General features: G+C 55.3%; 11 protein-coding genes. 6 read left to right on the forward strand and 5 right to left on the reverse strand.

The window, feature by feature from the left end; translation table 11 throughout:
* Positions 1–19 precede the first annotated feature (19 nt).
* Entirely contained in the window at positions 20–529 is a 510-nt protein-coding gene (locus tag GCU45_RS27615; protein WP_145156684.1) for a hypothetical protein, read from the reverse strand.
* A 246-nt stretch (positions 530–775) separates the two neighbouring features.
* Between GCU45_RS27615 and GCU45_RS27620 the strand changes: the two genes are divergently transcribed.
* A complete protein-coding gene (locus tag GCU45_RS27620) occupies positions 776–1831 on the forward strand; it encodes an aromatic acid exporter family protein (RefSeq protein WP_076168456.1) in 1056 nt (351 codons plus the stop codon).
* A 56-nt stretch (positions 1832–1887) separates the two neighbouring features.
* Here GCU45_RS27620 and GCU45_RS27625 read toward each other — a convergent pair whose 3' ends face one another.
* The 3 genes from GCU45_RS27625 to GCU45_RS27635 are packed head-to-tail and all read right to left on the reverse strand — an operon-like array spanning position 1888 to position 4648.
* The gene (locus GCU45_RS27625; protein ID WP_152402093.1) at positions 1888–2997 is read right to left on the reverse strand and encodes a sensor histidine kinase; all 1110 of its coding nucleotides are present in this window, start codon (positions 2995–2997) and stop codon (positions 1888–1890) included.
* Positions 2990–3679 carry a response regulator transcription factor gene (locus GCU45_RS27630; RefSeq protein ID WP_152402095.1) on the reverse strand — a complete coding sequence of 230 codons (690 nt, stop codon included), beginning with the start codon at positions 3677–3679 and terminating at the stop codon, positions 2990–2992. Before GCU45_RS27630 ends, GCU45_RS27625 begins: the two co-directional genes overlap by 8 nt.
* 24 nt (positions 3680–3703) lie before the next feature.
* Positions 3704–4648, reverse strand: a complete 945-nt coding sequence (locus GCU45_RS27635) for a D-alanyl-D-alanine carboxypeptidase family protein (protein ID WP_145156687.1) — start codon at positions 4646–4648, stop codon at positions 3704–3706.
* 208 nt (positions 4649–4856) lie between these two features.
* Here GCU45_RS27635 and GCU45_RS27640 point away from each other — a divergent pair, with 208 nt between their 5' ends.
* Together GCU45_RS27640 and helD are read left to right on the forward strand one after the other, a co-directional pair.
* Entirely contained in the window at positions 4857–6677 is a 1821-nt protein-coding gene (locus GCU45_RS27640) for an adenine deaminase (protein ID WP_152402097.1), read from the forward strand.
* A gap of 365 nt (positions 6678–7042) precedes the next feature.
* The gene (gene helD / locus GCU45_RS27645) at positions 7043–9394 is read left to right on the forward strand and encodes an RNA polymerase recycling motor HelD (RefSeq protein WP_152402099.1); all 2352 of its coding nucleotides are present in this window, start codon (positions 7043–7045) and stop codon (positions 9392–9394) included.
* Positions 9395–9433: 39 nt separating this feature from the next.
* Here helD and GCU45_RS27650 read toward each other — a convergent pair whose 3' ends face one another.
* Positions 9434–10348 carry an AraC family transcriptional regulator gene (locus GCU45_RS27650; RefSeq protein WP_152402100.1) on the reverse strand — a complete coding sequence of 305 codons (915 nt, stop codon included), beginning with the start codon at positions 10346–10348 and terminating at the stop codon, positions 9434–9436.
* Positions 10349–10467: 119 nt separating this feature from the next.
* Here GCU45_RS27650 and yicI point away from each other — a divergent pair, with 119 nt between their 5' ends.
* The 3 genes from yicI to GCU45_RS27665 all read left to right on the forward strand — a co-directional run bounded on the left by yicI (position 10468) and on the right by GCU45_RS27665 (position 16560).
* Positions 10468–12789, forward strand: coding sequence for an alpha-xylosidase (yicI, locus tag GCU45_RS27655; RefSeq protein WP_152402103.1), 2322 nt, complete (start codon positions 10468–10470; stop codon positions 12787–12789).
* Positions 12790–12994: 205 nt separating this feature from the next.
* Complete coding sequence (locus GCU45_RS27660; RefSeq protein WP_089546477.1) at positions 12995–14278, forward strand: bacillibactin exporter BcbE; 1284 nt, start codon at positions 12995–12997, stop codon at positions 14276–14278.
* A 212-nt stretch (positions 14279–14490) separates the two neighbouring features.
* Complete coding sequence (locus tag GCU45_RS27665; RefSeq protein WP_152402105.1) at positions 14491–16560, forward strand: bifunctional aldolase/short-chain dehydrogenase; 2070 nt, start codon at positions 14491–14493, stop codon at positions 16558–16560.
* Positions 16561–16709 lie beyond the last annotated feature (149 nt).

Raw genomic sequence — 16709 nt, forward strand, 5'->3', positions numbered from 1 at the left:
TTGTGCGGATATCCTTGCGTTAGATGTGCGAGTAGGAACCTGGCTGAGTGCGGTCCGAGTGCGGGCGGTACGTCCGCTCGGTAAACCGCTTCAAGGAAGCGGGCAGCTTCTGCTTAAGCTGATCGGCACGCTCCTGGGTCATTTTGCCGGCTTTGACGGCGGCATCGATTTTGGAGCTTTGGACGGCTGTCATCTTCTTGACGAGCTCGTCACCGCTCCAGCCTTTTTTCTCCTTGGCGATCTGCTGCAGCGTTTTGCCCTGCTTCCATTCCTTGCTGAGATCCTGGACGCTCATGCCGAGCAGATCCGCAGCGTCTTTAAGCAGAATGTACTTGCGGCCGTGATGTCCATGGCGGATATGATGGCCGTTCTCCTTCCGGTCCTGATCCGGCGTAGCTATATGGGCAGATGGGGAGTCGTCCGTTTGGGGAGTAACAGGCGCCGGGTCGGCGAAAGCGATGCCGTGGGATCCGGCGAACACGATGCAGGCCATCGTACCGGCCAGCAGCGCATTTTTGATTGGATTCATGTCAGTTCACCTCTTGGTTGAATTGGGTCATGCTTTATTTTTTCTGTCCTATTATGCGCCTGATTTGGAAAAACATACATGTATATTCAAAGATGCTGGGCCCTCGGGCTGGGCTGTAATATTTGGTTTGGTATCACAAAGGGCTTCACCGGGTAATTAATTCGGGAAGACGATACAATATGTACTATATAGAAAAATGAAAACTTTAGCTCAATCTATACAACGATGGAATTAGGAGGGGTGAGCGTGACTTTTGGCGCGAGGATGTTAAAGACGGGAATCGCGGTTACCCTCGCTTTATATATCAGCATTTGGCTTAATTTGTCTTCGCCGGTGATGGCGGCAGTGGCGGCCATCTTTGCCATGCAGCCGTCGATTTACCGCTCATGGCGGTACTTTCTGGACCAGCTCCAGACCAATACATTGGGAGCCGTTCTGGCACTGCTGGCAGGCCAGGTGTTCTCGAACGAGCCGATTGCCGTCGGCCTGGTGTGCATCTTGGTCATCATGATATGTCTTAAGCTGAAGATGGGCGATACGATCGGCCTGACGCTGGTGACGGTCATTGCCGTGATGGAGGCCTCCGGGCAATGGCAGTTTGCGCTGACCCGGTTTTCACTCAGCTTGATCGGCATCGTTTCGGCCTTTTTGATAAATATTTTGCTGTTTCCGCCGAAGCCCAAGCAGCAGTTTATCGGGCAGATCCAAAATACGTTCGACCGGATGTCGCTGCTCATGCGAACGGCCATTTCGGACGAAATCAAGGAAAATGTGTTCCGTGACAAAAAGCGCGAGCTGGAGGATGCCATCAAATCGCTGTCGAGCAAATATCAGCTGTTTGAAGAGGAGCAGAAGAAGATGAAGCGGGCATCCTTCAGCCAGACCCGGCTGCTGGTCGTCTATAAGCAGATGCTGAATGCTCTGCGGAAAGGGCGCGAAGTGCTGGACGCTGTGGAGGAGCATTATTTCCAGTCGGACCGGGAAGCCGGCACCGACCGGATCTTTGACGAACAGCTGGAGCGGCTGATCAAGTTTCACGAGCACATCCTGCTCAAATTCGAGGAGAAGCTCAAGCCGAACTGCCTGGAAGCTTCACAGCTGGACCAGGAAAACACCGCGTTTATCCAGGGCGTGCTGAGCCTTGCCATCGAGGAACCCGAAGGCAGGCTGCGCTTATCCATCGTGGGGGCCACGATGTACGATTACGGGTATCAGCTGGAGCGGCTTAACCGATTGGTCGAGCATTATCACAAAACCGATGACGATGAATCCGGATTTTGGGCATCGTGGATTAAAAAATAAAAGGAAAGCATAAACCCCGGTCATCTGCGGCAGCAGTTGACCGGGGTTTTAAATTTCTATGCCTTCAGATCGATCAGAGGCAGCTTCACGATAAACGCCGTTTCCGCCGTGTTGCTCGAAGCATAAATCTGTCCGTCATGAAGCTCGATGATGCTCTTGACGATGGCCAGCCCCAAACCGGCGCCGCCGGTGTCCAGGGAACGCGATTTCTCGACGCGGTAGAAGCGTTCGAAAATATAAGGGAGGTCCATCGGCGGGATCGGCGGTCCGTAGTTGATGACCCGGACCTCGGCCTCCTGTTCCGACTTCTTCGCCTCGACCCGGATCTGCTTTCCGTCATTACCATAGCGCATCGCATTGGTAATGAGGTTCTCAAACGCCTGCATGATCTTATCGCCATCGGCCTGGATCATCAGCTTCTCCTGCGGCGGCGAGAAGACGATCTCCATGTCCTGGTTGCGCAGCTGGAGCGAAAATTCCGCGGTCAGCTGACCGATCAGCTGCACGAGATCGATAGGGGTGCGGTGCAGCGGAATTTGGCCGAAGCCCATCCGGGTATATTCGAACAGATCGTTCACGAGCCGATTCATCCGTTTGGATTTTTCATAGGCGATATTGACATAGTACCGCAGCTCCACCTCGTCCTTGTATTTGTCTTCCTCAATCAGCCGGAGATAGCCGATGATCGACGTCAGGGGCGTGCGTAGATCGTGGGAAACGTTGGTGATCAGATCGTTTTTGGCCTGGGTCGCCAGACGCTCCTCCTCCCTGGAGGCTTCCAGCTGGGAGACCAGCGCATTGATCTGCCCGGCGAGCAGCCCGAGCTCATCCTTGGAGCGAACCGGAATCTGGACATCCGTATTGCCGGAAGACATGCGCTGAACTCCGCGGATGATATTGGTCAAATTCCGGGTCGTGCCCCAGCTTAGAATCAAGCAGTAAAAAATGAACAGCATAATGACGACGACGGCCTGCCACACGGAAAACCCAAAAATCCGGTTGACCCGGATGACCGCTTCCACAAAGGGATACAGCGCTTTGAAATGATTGTCGTACACCGCCTGCAGAATCGGCTTGACGATCATCAGCGTAGCGAACGTCAGGGCGACACTGAGGAAAAATAACGTGACGATTTTCCACTGCAGCTTGTTAAATATGCTACGCATCGATTTTATAGCCAACTCCCCACATGGTTTGGATCAGCTTGTAGCCCAGTTCTTTCTCCAGCTTGTCCCGGAGGTTGCTGATGTGAACCATGACCGTATTGTTGGAGACGTAATACTTTTCCTTCCAGACCCGCTGGAAAATTTCCTCGGCGCTGAACACTCTTCCCGGATGGGAGGCGAGCAGGTGAAGAATATCGAATTCACGGCCGGTGAGCTGTATGTCGGTCCCGCGGGCGGTTACCTTATGGGAAGTCCGGTTGATCTCCACATCGTGAATCCGAAGGGTGGAATCCGTCTGTTCTTTCGGTTCATTATATTGAAAAGAACGCCGGAGGAGCGTTTTGACCCTCACGGTCAGTTCCAGCGGATTAAACGGCTTGATCATGTAATCGTCGGCACCCGTCATCAGGCCGAGGATTTTGTCCATATCTTCGGTCTTGGCGCTGAGCATCAGAATCGGAATGGTCGACTCGTTCTCCCGAACCTGGCGGCAGACCTCAAGGCCGTTTAGTTTGGGCATCATCACGTCCAGCACGATGAGGTCGACCGGATGCTCGTTCAGCAGCTGGAGCGCCTCCTCGCCATGATAGGCGCAGATGACATGAAAACCTTCATTTTGCAAATAAATCGAAATCAGATTGGCGATTTCCTTGTCGTCGTCGACGACCATAATGTTGCGCATGCATAAACCTCCATCAGTGCTTGTCTATAAGTTCGAGACGGCATGGACCGTTCGGGTCAGCCAGCTGCGGGCAGGATTGTCCGCATGCTCAAAGGCGTAATCGAACATGGCCGCGGCGTCCTGGAACCGGGTCTCGGTGTCGGGCGCTCCCATGACAACGGCAATGACCCGCTTGCCGTCCTTTTCGGTCGTTCCGGTAAAGCAGTACCCGGCCCGCTCCGTATACCCGGTTTTGAAGCCGTCGTTGCCCGGATAGGCGTATGGCTCGCCGGGGAGCATCGCGTTGGTCGTATGCAGCGTAATTCGTTTCTCGGGGATGCTGACATCGGCCTTCTGCGTAATATTTAAAATTTCGGGGTAGGAATCAATGAGGCACTTCGCCAGTTTGGCCACATCCTGCGCGCTCAGCATCGTCTCTCCCCGCGAAGACGCTGACTTGAACTGACGCAGATCGCTTGAAGTCAGTCCGGTCGCATTGGCGAAAACGGCTTGGGGGGACAGGCCGATGTCCTTGGCCTTGGCGTTCATCCGTTTGACGAATTCTTTCTCGCTGCCGCCAATATGTTCGGAAATGGCCACCGCCGCATCGTTGGCGGAGTGCACGACCATCGCTTCAAACAGCTGGCGCAGCGTCAACGTCTCGCCTTCGCGGAGTCCGATCTCGGAACCCGTCACGTTCGCGGCATACCGGCTGGCGGTGACGGGCTCATCCCAGGTGCTTTGCCCCTGATGGATGCTGTCCAGCACGAGCAGCTCCGTCATCATTTTGGACATGCTGGCCGGCGGGAGTGATTGAGACCCGTTATGCTCATAATATACCTTTCCGCTCTCCGCATCCATAAGAACGGCTGCCTGCGCCTTGATCGTAATCATGGGAAACCGGATCAGGCTGACGGCCGCGGCGACCGTCAAGCTCGACAGGAGCGCGAGCGCAATCAGTTTTCTTTTTTGCTTTTGCTTTGATTTCATTGCACCATACCTCGTTTATCCGTTTTGAATACCTTTCATTCTTTTACCAGTCTAACCATCAAACTTTAATTGCCCTACAAGAAAATCTTAAGAAATGTAAAGTTTTCGTCCTTGTTCGGATATATAATATGACTAACCTAATGCCGTCCGGCAGCATGGATAAAGTTACAGATATCGATCGAGAGATAGAGAGACTGGAGGGTTTACAATGCACAACAACACTTGGAAAAGACTCCCGATGGCCGACTGTGTCCGGGATTTGGTCGCCACCGCACGCGGGGACCGCAAAGCAAGCCTCGTCATCCTGAACGTGAAACTGGTCAACGTCTTGTCAGGCGAAATTGTGCCGGAGATGTCCATTGCGGTACAGGGGCCGCGGATCGCTTATGTCGGCAAGGACGTGAGCCATACCATCGGCGAAGGGACCGTGGTTATTGATGCCGGAGGCAAATATGCAGCGCCCGGACTGCTGGACGGACATTGTCATATTGAGAGCACGCAGCTTACGCCAACCGAATTCGCCAGAGCGGTGCTTCCGCTGGGCACGACCGGCGGGTTTTTCGATGCGCATGAAATTTCGAACGTCCTCGGACTGCCAGGCCTTCGCTTCATGCTGGAGGAAGCCAGAACGACGCCTCTGGCCGCCTATATGCAGGTCGCATCCTGCGTGCCGTCAACCCACCCCGGGCTGGAAACCACCGGAGCTTACATCGGTCCTGAAGAAGTGGCGGAAGCGCTCAGCTGGGGGCCGGATATGATCGGATTGGGCGAAGTGATGAACTTCCCCGGCGTCGTATACGGCGACGACAAAATGATCGGGGAGATCGAGGCGACGCTGCGGGCCGGGAAATACGCGGACGGACACTTTACATGGAGCTCCGGGGATTGGAGGCTTCCAGTGTATGCGGCAAGCGGCATTGACGGAGACCATGAATGCGTGAGTGCGGAGGATGTCATCGAGCGCGTCCGGCTCGGCATGTACGCCAAGATGCGGCAGGGCTCGGCCTGGCATGACGTTGCGGCCACCATCAAGGCGCATACCGAAGGCGGCCTGGATACCCGGCGCATGATTCTGGTCACGGACGACCGAAGCTCCGAGTCGCTGATGAACGAAGGGCATATGAATTTTGTCGTCCGCCACGCCATTGCGCAGGGCGTCAAGCCGGTAACGGCTTTTCAGATGGCTACGATCAATACGGCAGAACGTTTCGGGGTGGCCAGAGATATCGGAGCGATCGCTCCCGGGCTCTGCGCGGACATCATTTTGCTGGACGGGAATTTGGCCGACGTGAACGTCACGATGACGATCGCGGCCGGACACGTTGTGGCGGAGGATGGCCGGATGACCGCCGAGTGGGAGCCATATGCCATACCGGCAGAGGCGTACGGCACCATCAAATTGGGGCGTCCGATTGAAGAACGGGATTTGGTCATCGCCGCGCCGCAGACGGGCGGAACGGTTGAGGTCCGGGCAATTGGGGTCGTGGAGAACCATGTGGAGACGAAGGAAACGTGGGTGAACGTGCCGGTGGAAGATTCGGCGCTTCGCGTTACGCCGGAGAGCGGCCTCTGCAAAATGGCGGTATTTGAACGCCACGGTCAAGGCGGAGGCCATGCGCTCGGCATCGTGGCGGGGATCGGCTTTGAAGAACCGGCAGCCATCGCAATGACCGTGGCCCATGACAGCCATAACGTAACGGTCATCGGCAATGATGACCGGCTGATGGCGCAGGCGGGAAACCGCGTGGCCGACATGCAGGGCGGCGTCGTGATGCTCACGCGCACGGGCCGGACGGAGTTTCCGCTGCCGGTCGGCGGCCTGATGTCCGATCAGCCGTTTGAAACGGTCGCGAGCCAGTCCGAAGCGATCAGCCAGGCGCTGATTCAGTCCGGCTGCCTGCTGAACAACGCGTTCATGACGCTGTCGCTTCTGGCGCTGGTCGTCATTCCGGAGCTGCGACTGTCGGATAAAGGACTGGTCCGAATTTCGGCGGATGGCATTGAGATCGTACCGCTGTTCCGGAGCTGAGAAAGGAATTTGAAGAGGGCGGACAACATCCGAACCGGCGGGCGCCATATAAGGCTCCGCCGGTCTTTTTAGTAGGCAAAGATTGGGTGAAGTAAAAGGAAACGGACGGGCCGTCCGCGAATTATAATAACATACAGGTTGAGTCACGAAGAAAATCGGGGCGATGCCACAGCCCTCCTGGAAGGACGAGGTACGCCAAAAAGGGGAGCCGGAGGCTCCCCTTATCCTGCATTGATTTACAATTCAAAAGTTGGTAATATAGAACTTGTGACTCTAAAACGATACAAATAAAAATAATAATCCTATACGGATTTTATCACATTGGGATGAGTTTGTCAAACATTTAAAAGGGGATGGATATCGGCATGGATTTAAACGATCAGGACTGGCAGCAGGAGCAGGGGCGGGTTACTCAGGTAACCGGGAAAATCGCCCGCCGCAAAAAAGCGCTTGAAGCGGAGGTCGGTACGGTCCGGGGAGATGTTGTGGAGCTGAGAAAGGATTTCTGGGATGAGGTCCGCGTCAACTTCAGCAGCGCCGACGACCTCGGAGAGACCTCGACCAGTTTGCGGCAGCAGTCCCAGGTGCTGTCGGAGCGAGAGCGCAGCCATCTGCAGGCTTTTGAATCCTTGAAGAAGCTGCGGCTGCTGGAGAAATCGCCGTATTTCGGCCGGATAGATTTTACGGAAAACGGTCAGAAGCAGACGGAACAGATTTACCTTGGCATCGCTTCGTTCCTGGATGATGACCAGGAGACCTTCCTCGTGTATGACTGGCGGGCTCCCGTCTCCAGCCTGTACTACGACGGTGCGCCCGGGCCGGCTTCCTACCAAACACCCGGCGGCGAAATTGAAGGGACGATGGAACTGAAGCGTCAGTTCGTCATTAAGGACGGCCGGATCGACGTCATGTTCGACACCGGCGTCACCATCGGCGACGAGCTGCTGCAGCAGGTGCTCAGCCACAGCTCCGACAGCCAGATGAAAAGCATCGTGGCGACGATTCAGAAGGAGCAGAACGCCGTAATCCGCAACGACAAGAGCCGGATGCTGGTCGTGCAGGGGGCGGCCGGGAGCGGCAAGACGTCTGCGGCCCTGCAGCGCGTCGCCTATCTGCTCTACAAATACAGGGAAATTCTGAAGGCCGACCAGGTGCTTCTGTTTTCCCCCAACCCGCTGTTTAACAGCTATGTCTCCACCGTCCTGCCGGAGCTGGGCGAGGAGAACATGATGCAGACGACGTTCCAGGCGTACCTGGAACACCGGCTCAGCAAGGAATACGACCTGGAAGACGTGTTTTCGCAAATGGAGTCGATTCTGAATGCGGAGGAAGGGGAATGGCTCGAGAATAAAAAGGCGTCGATTGCCTTCAAGGCCTCTCCGGCGTTTCTGAATATCATCCGCAGCTACAAGGATTATCTGGAGCATGACGGCATGATCTTTAAGCCGATCCGCTTCAAGGGGCATCTTATCGTTTCGGCTGAAGCGATGAAGGAGAAATTTTACAGCTATGACCCTGCGGTTCGCCTGGCCAACCGGATCGAGCTGATGCGGGAGTGGCTGCAGAAGGAGCTTGCCACCTTTGCGAAGCAGGAGCGGAAGGCGGCCTGGGTCGATGACCAGATTGAGCTGCTCAGCGCGGAGGAATACCAAAAGGCGTACACCCATGTCCGCAGAAAGCTTGCGTCCAAGAAAGACACTTTCGACGATCACGAGCGCGAACGGAACCTGCTGGCCAAAATGATCGTCAACGAGTGGCTGAAGCCGGTTCGCAAATGGATCAAGCGCAAGCGGTTCGTCGACGTCAAGGCGCTGTACCGTGAGCTGTTCGTCAATGAGGAGCTGTTTGCCCGGGTCAGCGGTACAGGCGATTTGCCAGAACGGTATCATGAGATCGGCGCCCAGACGGTTCAGGATCTCATGGAGGGAAGGCTGTCCTACGAGGATGCGACGCCATATCTGTACATGCAGGAGCTGATGAAAGGCTTTCAGGTCAACAGCTTGATCCGGCACGTGTTCATCGACGAAGTTCAGGATTATTCACCGTTCCAGCTGGAATACCTCAAACGGCTGTTCCCGCGGGCGCGCATGACGGCGCTGGGCGACCTAAACCAGGGAATCTACCCGCATACCGGTGTGCTCGGCGGGAGTTTGGCGTCGCTGCAGGAGCTGTACGGCCCGGAAGAGACGGAGGTCATTTCGCTGACCCGCAGCTACCGTTCGACGTATGAGATCGTGGATTTTACCCGGAGCATGATGCCGGGCGGGGAAGCGATCGTGCCGTTTAACCGGAACGGGGAGAAGCCGCTCGTACGGGTTCAGCTGGACCGGGAAGAGCTTCATGACCGGATCGTCACGGACATTATGGAGCTGAACGCCAAAGGCTATGAGCACACGGCCATCATCTGCAAAACGGCGGAGGAGTCCGTGACGGTCTACGAAGCGCTGAAGAACCGCCTGCCGCTGAAGAAGATCACGAAAACAACCCCTTCCTTCGCGAACGGGACGTTGGTCATTCCATCCTATTTGGCAAAAGGGGTCGAGTTTGATGCGGTCATCATCTATGACGCGTCGGAAGGCCAATACAGCCGGGAGTCCGAACGGAAGCTGTTCTATACGGCCTGTACCCGGGCGATGCACCAGCTCCATGTATACAGCCTGGGCGAGCCCAGCCGCTTCATCACGGATGTGGCGGAAGATAAATACGTTTTGGCCTAGAGTCAGGCGTGGATCGGTAGTCCCGCCAAGTCCGGCGGCTCACACGGGTTCCGTCAGCACGTAAGCCTGTTCCTCGAACGGCTTGCGGTATTTGGACGGGGTACAGCCTTTATGATGCTTAAAGACGGTAATGAAGTAGCTGAGGTTGTCAAAGCCGACATCCATGGCGACCTCGACGATTTTTTTGTCGGTGTTCTCCAGCAGCTTACATGCCTTGAGCACCCGGTAGTGGTTGACGTATTCCACCGGGCTCTTCTGGGTCATCTGTTTGAAAAAGCGGCAGAAATGCCCTTCGCTCATGTTGATCTGTCCCGCCAGCTCTTTGAGCTTAAGCGGCTCAGCGTAATGATCATGTATATAATGAAGCGCGGTTTTCAGCCGCTCCACCTTGTCATGGCTTCCGGTGGGGCGGCTTTTGCTGTCTTCGCCCAGCGGCGCATGAGCCGACAGCAGGGCAAAGATCCGCAGCAGATGCGCTTTCGTCGACAGCTCGTAAGCCGGTACTTTGGCTTCGTTTTCGCGGATAATCCGGTGCAGCGCGTCCAAAATATCCTTCTCCCATTCCGAGTTTCCGATGATGTGCTGTCGCGGCATAAAGCTTTTTTTCATCAAGGGATCGATATATTTCTCCTGGATGATGTCAAAGTCCGGGCTGCTGAGCAGATCGGCGCTGAACACGACCGCTGAAAAAATGCACGGTTCTTCCGAGGCCAGCATCCCCGAGTGAATTTCCCCGCTGTTGACGAATAATGCTTCGCCTGCCCGGACCTCCACATACGTCATATCGAGCTGAAAGACGGCGCTGCCTTGATGCAGCACGATAAATTCCATTTCGTCATGCCAGTGGCAGTCCAGAATGCTCTGCCCGTTGAGCTGCTCGACTCTGGGGTAGATGCTGACGGGATACAGTGGGTGTCCGTGCACGCGGTTCTCCCTGAGCGTTTCTCGATTCATATGATGTCACTTCCATTCCTAGCAAATATCAATATATTAATATATTTGGTCAAAATAACGTAAGAAATCTCTTCATTAGATCAATATTATTATAGTATAAACTCTAGGAGGGACGAAACATGAAATTCACGGACGGTTACTGGTTGATCCGGGAAGGCTACAACGTACAGAACCCTGCGGATATCCGCGATATTACCCATACAAGCGACTCCATGACGGTTTTCGCGGCGACAAAAATCATTGCGACCAAGGGCGACACGCTGAACGGTACGCTACTCAAGGCCGACTTCAGCTCCCCGATGCCGGATGTGATCCGCGTCAAGCTGTTTCACCATAAAGGAAAAGTAAACAAAGGACCTGCGTTCGAATTGTTCCCAAGCGATACCGATGTGCAAATTTCGGTGGATGAAGAGACCGCGGTGCTGACCAGCGGCCAGCTGAGCGTGCAGGTCAACCGCAAGCAGGGCTGGAACATCGATTTCAACTATGCCGGCAAGCGGATTACCGGCAGCGGCTGGAGAGCGCCTGCGTATATCCAGGATCCGGATAAAAAAGCATACTACCGCGAGCAGCTTGACCTGGGCGTCGGTGAGTATATTTACGGCCTTGGCGAACGCTTCACCCCGTTTGTAAAGAACGGCCAAGTGGTGGAAATCTGGAACGAGGACGGCGGCACGAGCAGCGAGCAGTCGTACAAGAACATTCCTTTTTACCTGTCGAGCAAAGGCTACGGCGTGTTCGTCAACCATCCGGAAAAGGTATCTTATGAGATTGCTTCTGAAAACGTATCCAGAGTGCAGTTCAGCGTCGAAGGCGAATATCTGGAGTACTTCATCATCGGCGGCGCCACGCCGAAGGACGTGCTGGACAACTACACGAAGCTGACGGGCAAGCCTGCGCTTCCGCCGGCCTGGACGTTCGGATTATGGCTGACGACATCCTTTACGACGGATTACGATGAAGCGACCGTCAACCACTTCGTGGACGGCATGGCCGAACGCGATCTGCCGCTCTCCGTCTTCCACTTCGACTGCTTCTGGATGAAGGAATACCAGTGGTGCGATTTTGAATGGGACAAGGATATGTTCCCGGATCCGGAAGGCATGCTGAGACGGCTGAAAGACAAGGGGCTCAAGATCTGCGCCTGGATCAACCCGTACATCGCGGAAAAATCGTACCTGTTCGATGAAGGCATGGAGAACGGTTACCTGGTGAAAACGCCGGACGGTTCCGTATGGCAGTGGGATTTGTGGCAGGCCGGCATGGGCCTGGTGGACTTCACGAATCCCGATGCGGTGAAATGGTACAAGAGCAAGCTCGAAGTGCTGATCGACCAGGGCGTCGACTGCTTCAAAACCGACTTCGGCGAAAGAATTCCGACCAACGTCGTGTATTTCGACGGATCCGATCCGGTGAAAATGCACAACTACTATACCTTCCTGTACAACAAGGCGGTATTTGAAGTGCTGGAGGACAAGCTGGGTAAAGGGGAAGCCGCTTTGTTCGCCCGTTCGGCCACGGTTGGCGGCCAGCAGTTCCCGGTTCACTGGGGCGGCGACTGCTCCGCGACGTACGAATCGATGGCGGAGACGGTCCGCGGCGGCCTGTCGCTCGGCCTGTCCGGCTTCGGCTTCTGGAGCCATGACATCAGCGGCTTCGAAAATACGGCTCCGCCGGATATCTACAAGCGCTGGGTGCAGTTCGGCCTGCTCTCGTCCCACAGCCGCCTGCACGGCAGCACATCGTACCGGGTGCCGTGGCTGTTTGACGAAGAGGCGGTCGACGTGGTGCGCAAGTTCACGAAGCTGAAATGCAGCATCATGCCTTACCTCTACAACTCGGCGGTGGAATCCACGGAACGCGGCCTGCCGATGATGAGAGCCATGGTGCTGGAATACCCGCAGGATCCGACCTGCTTCACGCTGGATACGCAGTACATGCTGGGCGATTCGATTCTGGTGGCGCCGATCTTCAATAAAGAAGGCGACGTCCAATATTACCTGCCGGAAGGCAAGTGGACGAACTACCTGACAGGCGAGGTGCTGGAAGGTAACCGGTGGTACAGCGAGAACCACGGATACATGACCCTTCCGATGATGATTAAGCCGAACACCCTCCTTGCGGTGGGTAAAGAAGACAGCAGACCGGACTATGATTATGCCGACGGCGTCTCGCTGCATCTGTTCAAGCTCGGCGACGGCGCTTCGGCGGAGGCCGACATCGTGAATACACTGGCCGAACAAGAGCTCAGCGTAACCGCATCCCGCAGCGGCAATGTCATCGAAGTGAAGGCCTCCGGGGCTGGCAAGCCTTGGACGCTCGTGCTCCGCGGCATCGGCGAAGTAGCGTCCGTAGATCAGGGCACGGCGGCAAGCGGCGAACACGGTGCAGTCATTACACCTGCGGCCGGCGCTTCTTCCGTCACAATCACATTAAAGTAACAGGCTGCTGAGGCAGCTTAGGGATAGGACCGGACCGCAGATGGCTGCGGTCCGGTTTTTTTAGAGATCAGAGCATTTAGCCGTGTTTTAAGCCGAATCGAGGAGATGTAATTACCAAGCCTGAACTGGGAGCGCATGCATATCCGTGACTGAAAAGAACCACAATAAAACATGATTTATCATCGAACGTAAAGGTGGTTTTGTCATGGAAGACAAAAAATGGGATCTGGTGGCACTTGCCTCGATACCGCTCATTATGACGCTTGGCAACTCCATGTTAATTCCCATTTTGCCCGAGATATCGCAAAAGCTGCACGTCAGCGCCTTTCAGGTCAGCATGCTGATCACGGTGTTTGGCGTTGTGGCGATCGTGCTGATTCCGATTGCGGGTTATTTATCAGACCGGTTCGGACGCAAAACCGTCATTATCCCCAGCTTGATGATTGCCGCGGCGGGAGGAGCGATATCGGGGGCAGCCGCCTGGTGGACGGACGGAGCCACCGCTTACTGGATCATTCTTGGTGGCAGATTCCTGCAGGGTATCGGTGCAGCGGGCGCTTTCCCGATCGTGCTTCCGCTTGTAGGCGATATGTTTGATGATGAAGACGATGTCAGCAAAAGCTTGGGGATCATCGAAACTTCGAATACGTTCGGCAAAGTGGTCAGTCCGATTCTCGGATCCGCACTGGCTCTGCTGGTTTGGTTTTTGCCTTTTCTCGCGATCCCCGTTCTCTGCATCATTTCGCTGATCATGGTCGCTTTTTTAGTGAAAACACCTAAGAAGAAAAACGAAAACAAAACGTCAATCAAGGAATTTCTGTCTGACTCGAAGGACATTTTGCGTGAAAAAGGGCGCTGGCTGTACGCCATCTTCGCCATTGGCGGGATCAGCATGTTTATTACGTTCGGCGTGCTGTTTTTTTTATCCGAGACGCTGGAAACCAAATACGGCATGCACGGAATCGTTAAAGGCCTCGTGCTGGCGATTCCGCTGGCAGTGTTATGTCTGTGCTCGTTTATCGCCGGGAAAGTCATCGGCAAAAACAAAAAGCGTATGAAATGGACCGGCTTTGCAGGCATGGTGCTGCTGACGGCCGGACTCGTTATTGCCGGATTCAGCAGCCAGATTACGTTTCTCCTGATCTTTTTCTCAGTCTGCGGAGCAGGCATCGGCACCACCCTTCCCTGCATGGACGCACTGATCACCGAAGGGATTGAGGAAAAGCAGCGCGGAACGATCACTTCTCTATACAGCAGCATGAGGTATATCGGGGTATCTCTCGGCCCTCCGGTAGTATCCCTGCTCATGAAGAGTACCCACTGGATCCTTTTTGGTACGATGGCTGTGGTAGCGGCGATTGGCGTTCTGCTGACCCTGCTGGCCGTGAAGCCGAAGGAAAACAGCAGCAAGCCGGAGGATTCGGGCCGCAGCTCCCGAAGCAAGGGGCGGCGCGGAATCGGGTTGAGCAGACGGGTTGGTGCCCGCTGAGGGTGATCTTGGAATAACAAATGAATATGGATGAAGCCTGGCCCAATGAACGCGGCAGGTTCGGAAAATGTTTGCATTTTTCGGATCTGCTGCGTTTTTATTTGTTTTTTGATGAAATAGGGGTGTAAAAACAAAACAAGGTCTGTTATAATCAAACCAATACAAATACAAACAAACAAAAACAAAAGAACTTATTGGAGGTTATCCTTTTCATGGTACAAAATCGATGGAATTCCGATGAAGCTTCCCGGCAGAAAGCCGGCGTCGACCAGCTGGTGTACCGGTCCAACCTGATCGGCAGTGACCGCAGTGTCTGCAACTGGGGCGGTGGCAACACGTCGCTAAAGACGGTGGAGCAGGACTTTCGCGGCCGTGATGTAGAGGTCATGTGGGTAAAAGGGAGCGGTTCGGACCTGGCGACGATGAAAGCGCAGCATTTTACCGGCCTGCGGCTTGAGGATATTCGTCCGCTGATGGAGCGTGATGAAATGTCGGATGAGGAAATGGTGGCTTACCTGTCCCACTGCATGATCGACAGCAAGCATCCGAGAGCGTCGATCGAGACGCTGCTGCATGCATTTCTTCCGTATCCGCACGTCGACCATACCCACCCGGATGCGATTATCAGTTTGTGCTGCGCGGATAACGGCAAAGAAATCGCCCAAGAAATCTACGGCGATACGTTCGTATGGGTACCGTATATCCGTCCCGGGTTTACGCTGTCCAAAATGATCGCCGAAGGCGTCCGGAACAATCCGAATGCCCAGCTGGTGCTGATGGAGAAGCACGGTCTGGTGACATGGGGCCAGACGTCCGAGGAATCCTACAACCAGACGATCGCCATGATCCAAAAAGCGGAAGCGTATATTGCCGCAAAAGTACAGGAAGAAAAGGTGTTTGGCGGGCAAAAGACGGAGGCGCTGGCGCCTGAGAAGCGCAAAGCCCTTCTGGCCGAAGTGCTGCCTGTGATCCGCGGCGCGGTTAGCGACAGCAAAAAAATGATACTCACCTACGACGATGCCGAAGACGTGCTTCAGTTCGTCAACAGCCGTGATGCGAAGGAGCTCTCCCAGGTGGGAGCGGCCTGCCCGGATCACCTGGTGCACACGAAGCGGGTTCCGCTGTATATCGACTGGGATCCGGCTAACGGCGATGCCGATTCCCTCAAAGCGGCGGTACGTCAAGGCGTCGAAGCCTATAAGGAAGAGTACAAGGCGTATTTTGAACGGAACAAAAATGAGGGCGATATCATGTCCGAGGCGGCTCCGCGCGTCATCCTCATTCCGGGGATCGGCATGGTCAACACCGGCAAGAGCCTGGATATGGCGGGGGTCAGCGGAGCTCTGTACCACCGGGCGATCGCGGTGATGAAAGGTTCTACGGCCTTGGGACAATTCGTATCCTTAAGCGAGAACGAATCCTACAACGTGGAATATTGGCCGCTTGAGCTTTACAAGCTGTCCCTGGCTCCGGCGGAAGCGGAGTTCTCCCGCAAGGTCGCCTTTATTACCGGCGGCGCAGGTGGCATCGGCAGCGAAACGGCGCGCCGCTTCGTGTCGGAGGGAGCTCACGTCGTCCTGGCCGACCTGAACCTGGAAGGCGCCGAACAGGTGGCCTCCGAGATCAATGCCAAATACGGCGAGGGCCGGGCCAAGGCTGTCAAGATGGACGTAACCCAGGAGGACATGGTCAGGGATGCTTTGGCCGAAACGGCTTTGACCTATGGCGGCGTGGACATCATCGTCAACAATGCCGGACTTGCCACTTCGAGTCCGTTTGACGAAACCTCCCTGAAGGAATGGAATCTGAACATGAACGTCCTCGGCACGGGTTACTTCCTGGTAGCCAGAGAAGCGTTCAAGCAGATGAAAGAGCAGGGAATCGGCGGCAGCATGGTGTTTGTCGGCTCCAAAAATTCGGTGTATGCCGGCAAGAACGTAACGGCCTACAGCTCCGTCAAGGCGCTTGAAGCCCACTTGGCCCGCTGCATCGCGGCTGAAGGCGGAGAATACGGCATCCGGGTCAACACGATTTTACCGGATGCGATCCTGCAGGGATCGGCCATCTGGAACTCCAACTGGCGGAACGAGCGGGCCGCGGCCTACGGCATCGAGCCGGATCAACTGGAAGAGCATTACCGCAAGAGAACGACGCTGCTGGTCAACATTTATCCGAAGGACGTGGCCGAAGGGATTGCCTACTTCGCTTCATCCAAGTCGGAGAAGACGACCGGCTGCATGCTGACGATCGACGGCGGCGTACCGGCGGCGTTTACCCGGTAGGCAGTCGGTCTTACAGGGGAAACTGGCGCAGATTGCACGTCTGATAGAAGGGAGCAGGTACCAGCTGAACAGGCATGTTTGGCGGGAGCCGCTCCCTCTCTTGCCATAACACACGGCAGACACCGGCTCGCTGCCGGCGCTCTGCCGGA

It is taken from the genome of Paenibacillus cellulositrophicus (genome assembly GCF_009363095.1).
GTDB classification, from domain to species: Bacteria; Bacillota; Bacilli; order Paenibacillales; family Paenibacillaceae; genus Paenibacillus_AQ; species Paenibacillus_AQ favisporus.

Bases quoted from the DNA above. Each gene is read 5' to 3' on its own strand.
- GCU45_RS27615 (WP_145156684.1), bottom strand. From the start codon at position 529: ATGAATCCAATCAAAAATGCGCTGCTGGCCGGTACGATGGCCTGCATC.
- GCU45_RS27625 (WP_152402093.1), bottom strand. From the start codon at position 2,997: ATGCGTAGCATATTTAACAAGCTGCAGTGGAAAATCGTCACGTTATTT.
- GCU45_RS27630 (WP_152402095.1), bottom strand. From the start codon at position 3,679: ATGCGCAACATTATGGTCGTCGACGACGACAAGGAAATCGCCAATCTG.
- GCU45_RS27635 (WP_145156687.1), bottom strand. From the start codon at position 4,648: ATGAAATCAAAGCAAAAGCAAAAAAGAAAACTGATTGCGCTCGCGCTC.
- GCU45_RS27640 (WP_152402097.1), top strand. From the start codon at position 4,857: ATGCACAACAACACTTGGAAAAGACTCCCGATGGCCGACTGTGTCCGG.
- helD (WP_152402099.1), top strand. From the start codon at position 7,043: ATGGATTTAAACGATCAGGACTGGCAGCAGGAGCAGGGGCGGGTTACT.
- GCU45_RS27650 (WP_152402100.1), bottom strand. From the start codon at position 10,348: ATGAATCGAGAAACGCTCAGGGAGAACCGCGTGCACGGACACCCACTG.
- yicI (WP_152402103.1), top strand. From the start codon at position 10,468: ATGAAATTCACGGACGGTTACTGGTTGATCCGGGAAGGCTACAACGTA.
- GCU45_RS27660 (WP_089546477.1), top strand. From the start codon at position 12,995: ATGGAAGACAAAAAATGGGATCTGGTGGCACTTGCCTCGATACCGCTC.
- GCU45_RS27665 (WP_152402105.1), top strand. From the start codon at position 14,491: ATGGTACAAAATCGATGGAATTCCGATGAAGCTTCCCGGCAGAAAGCC.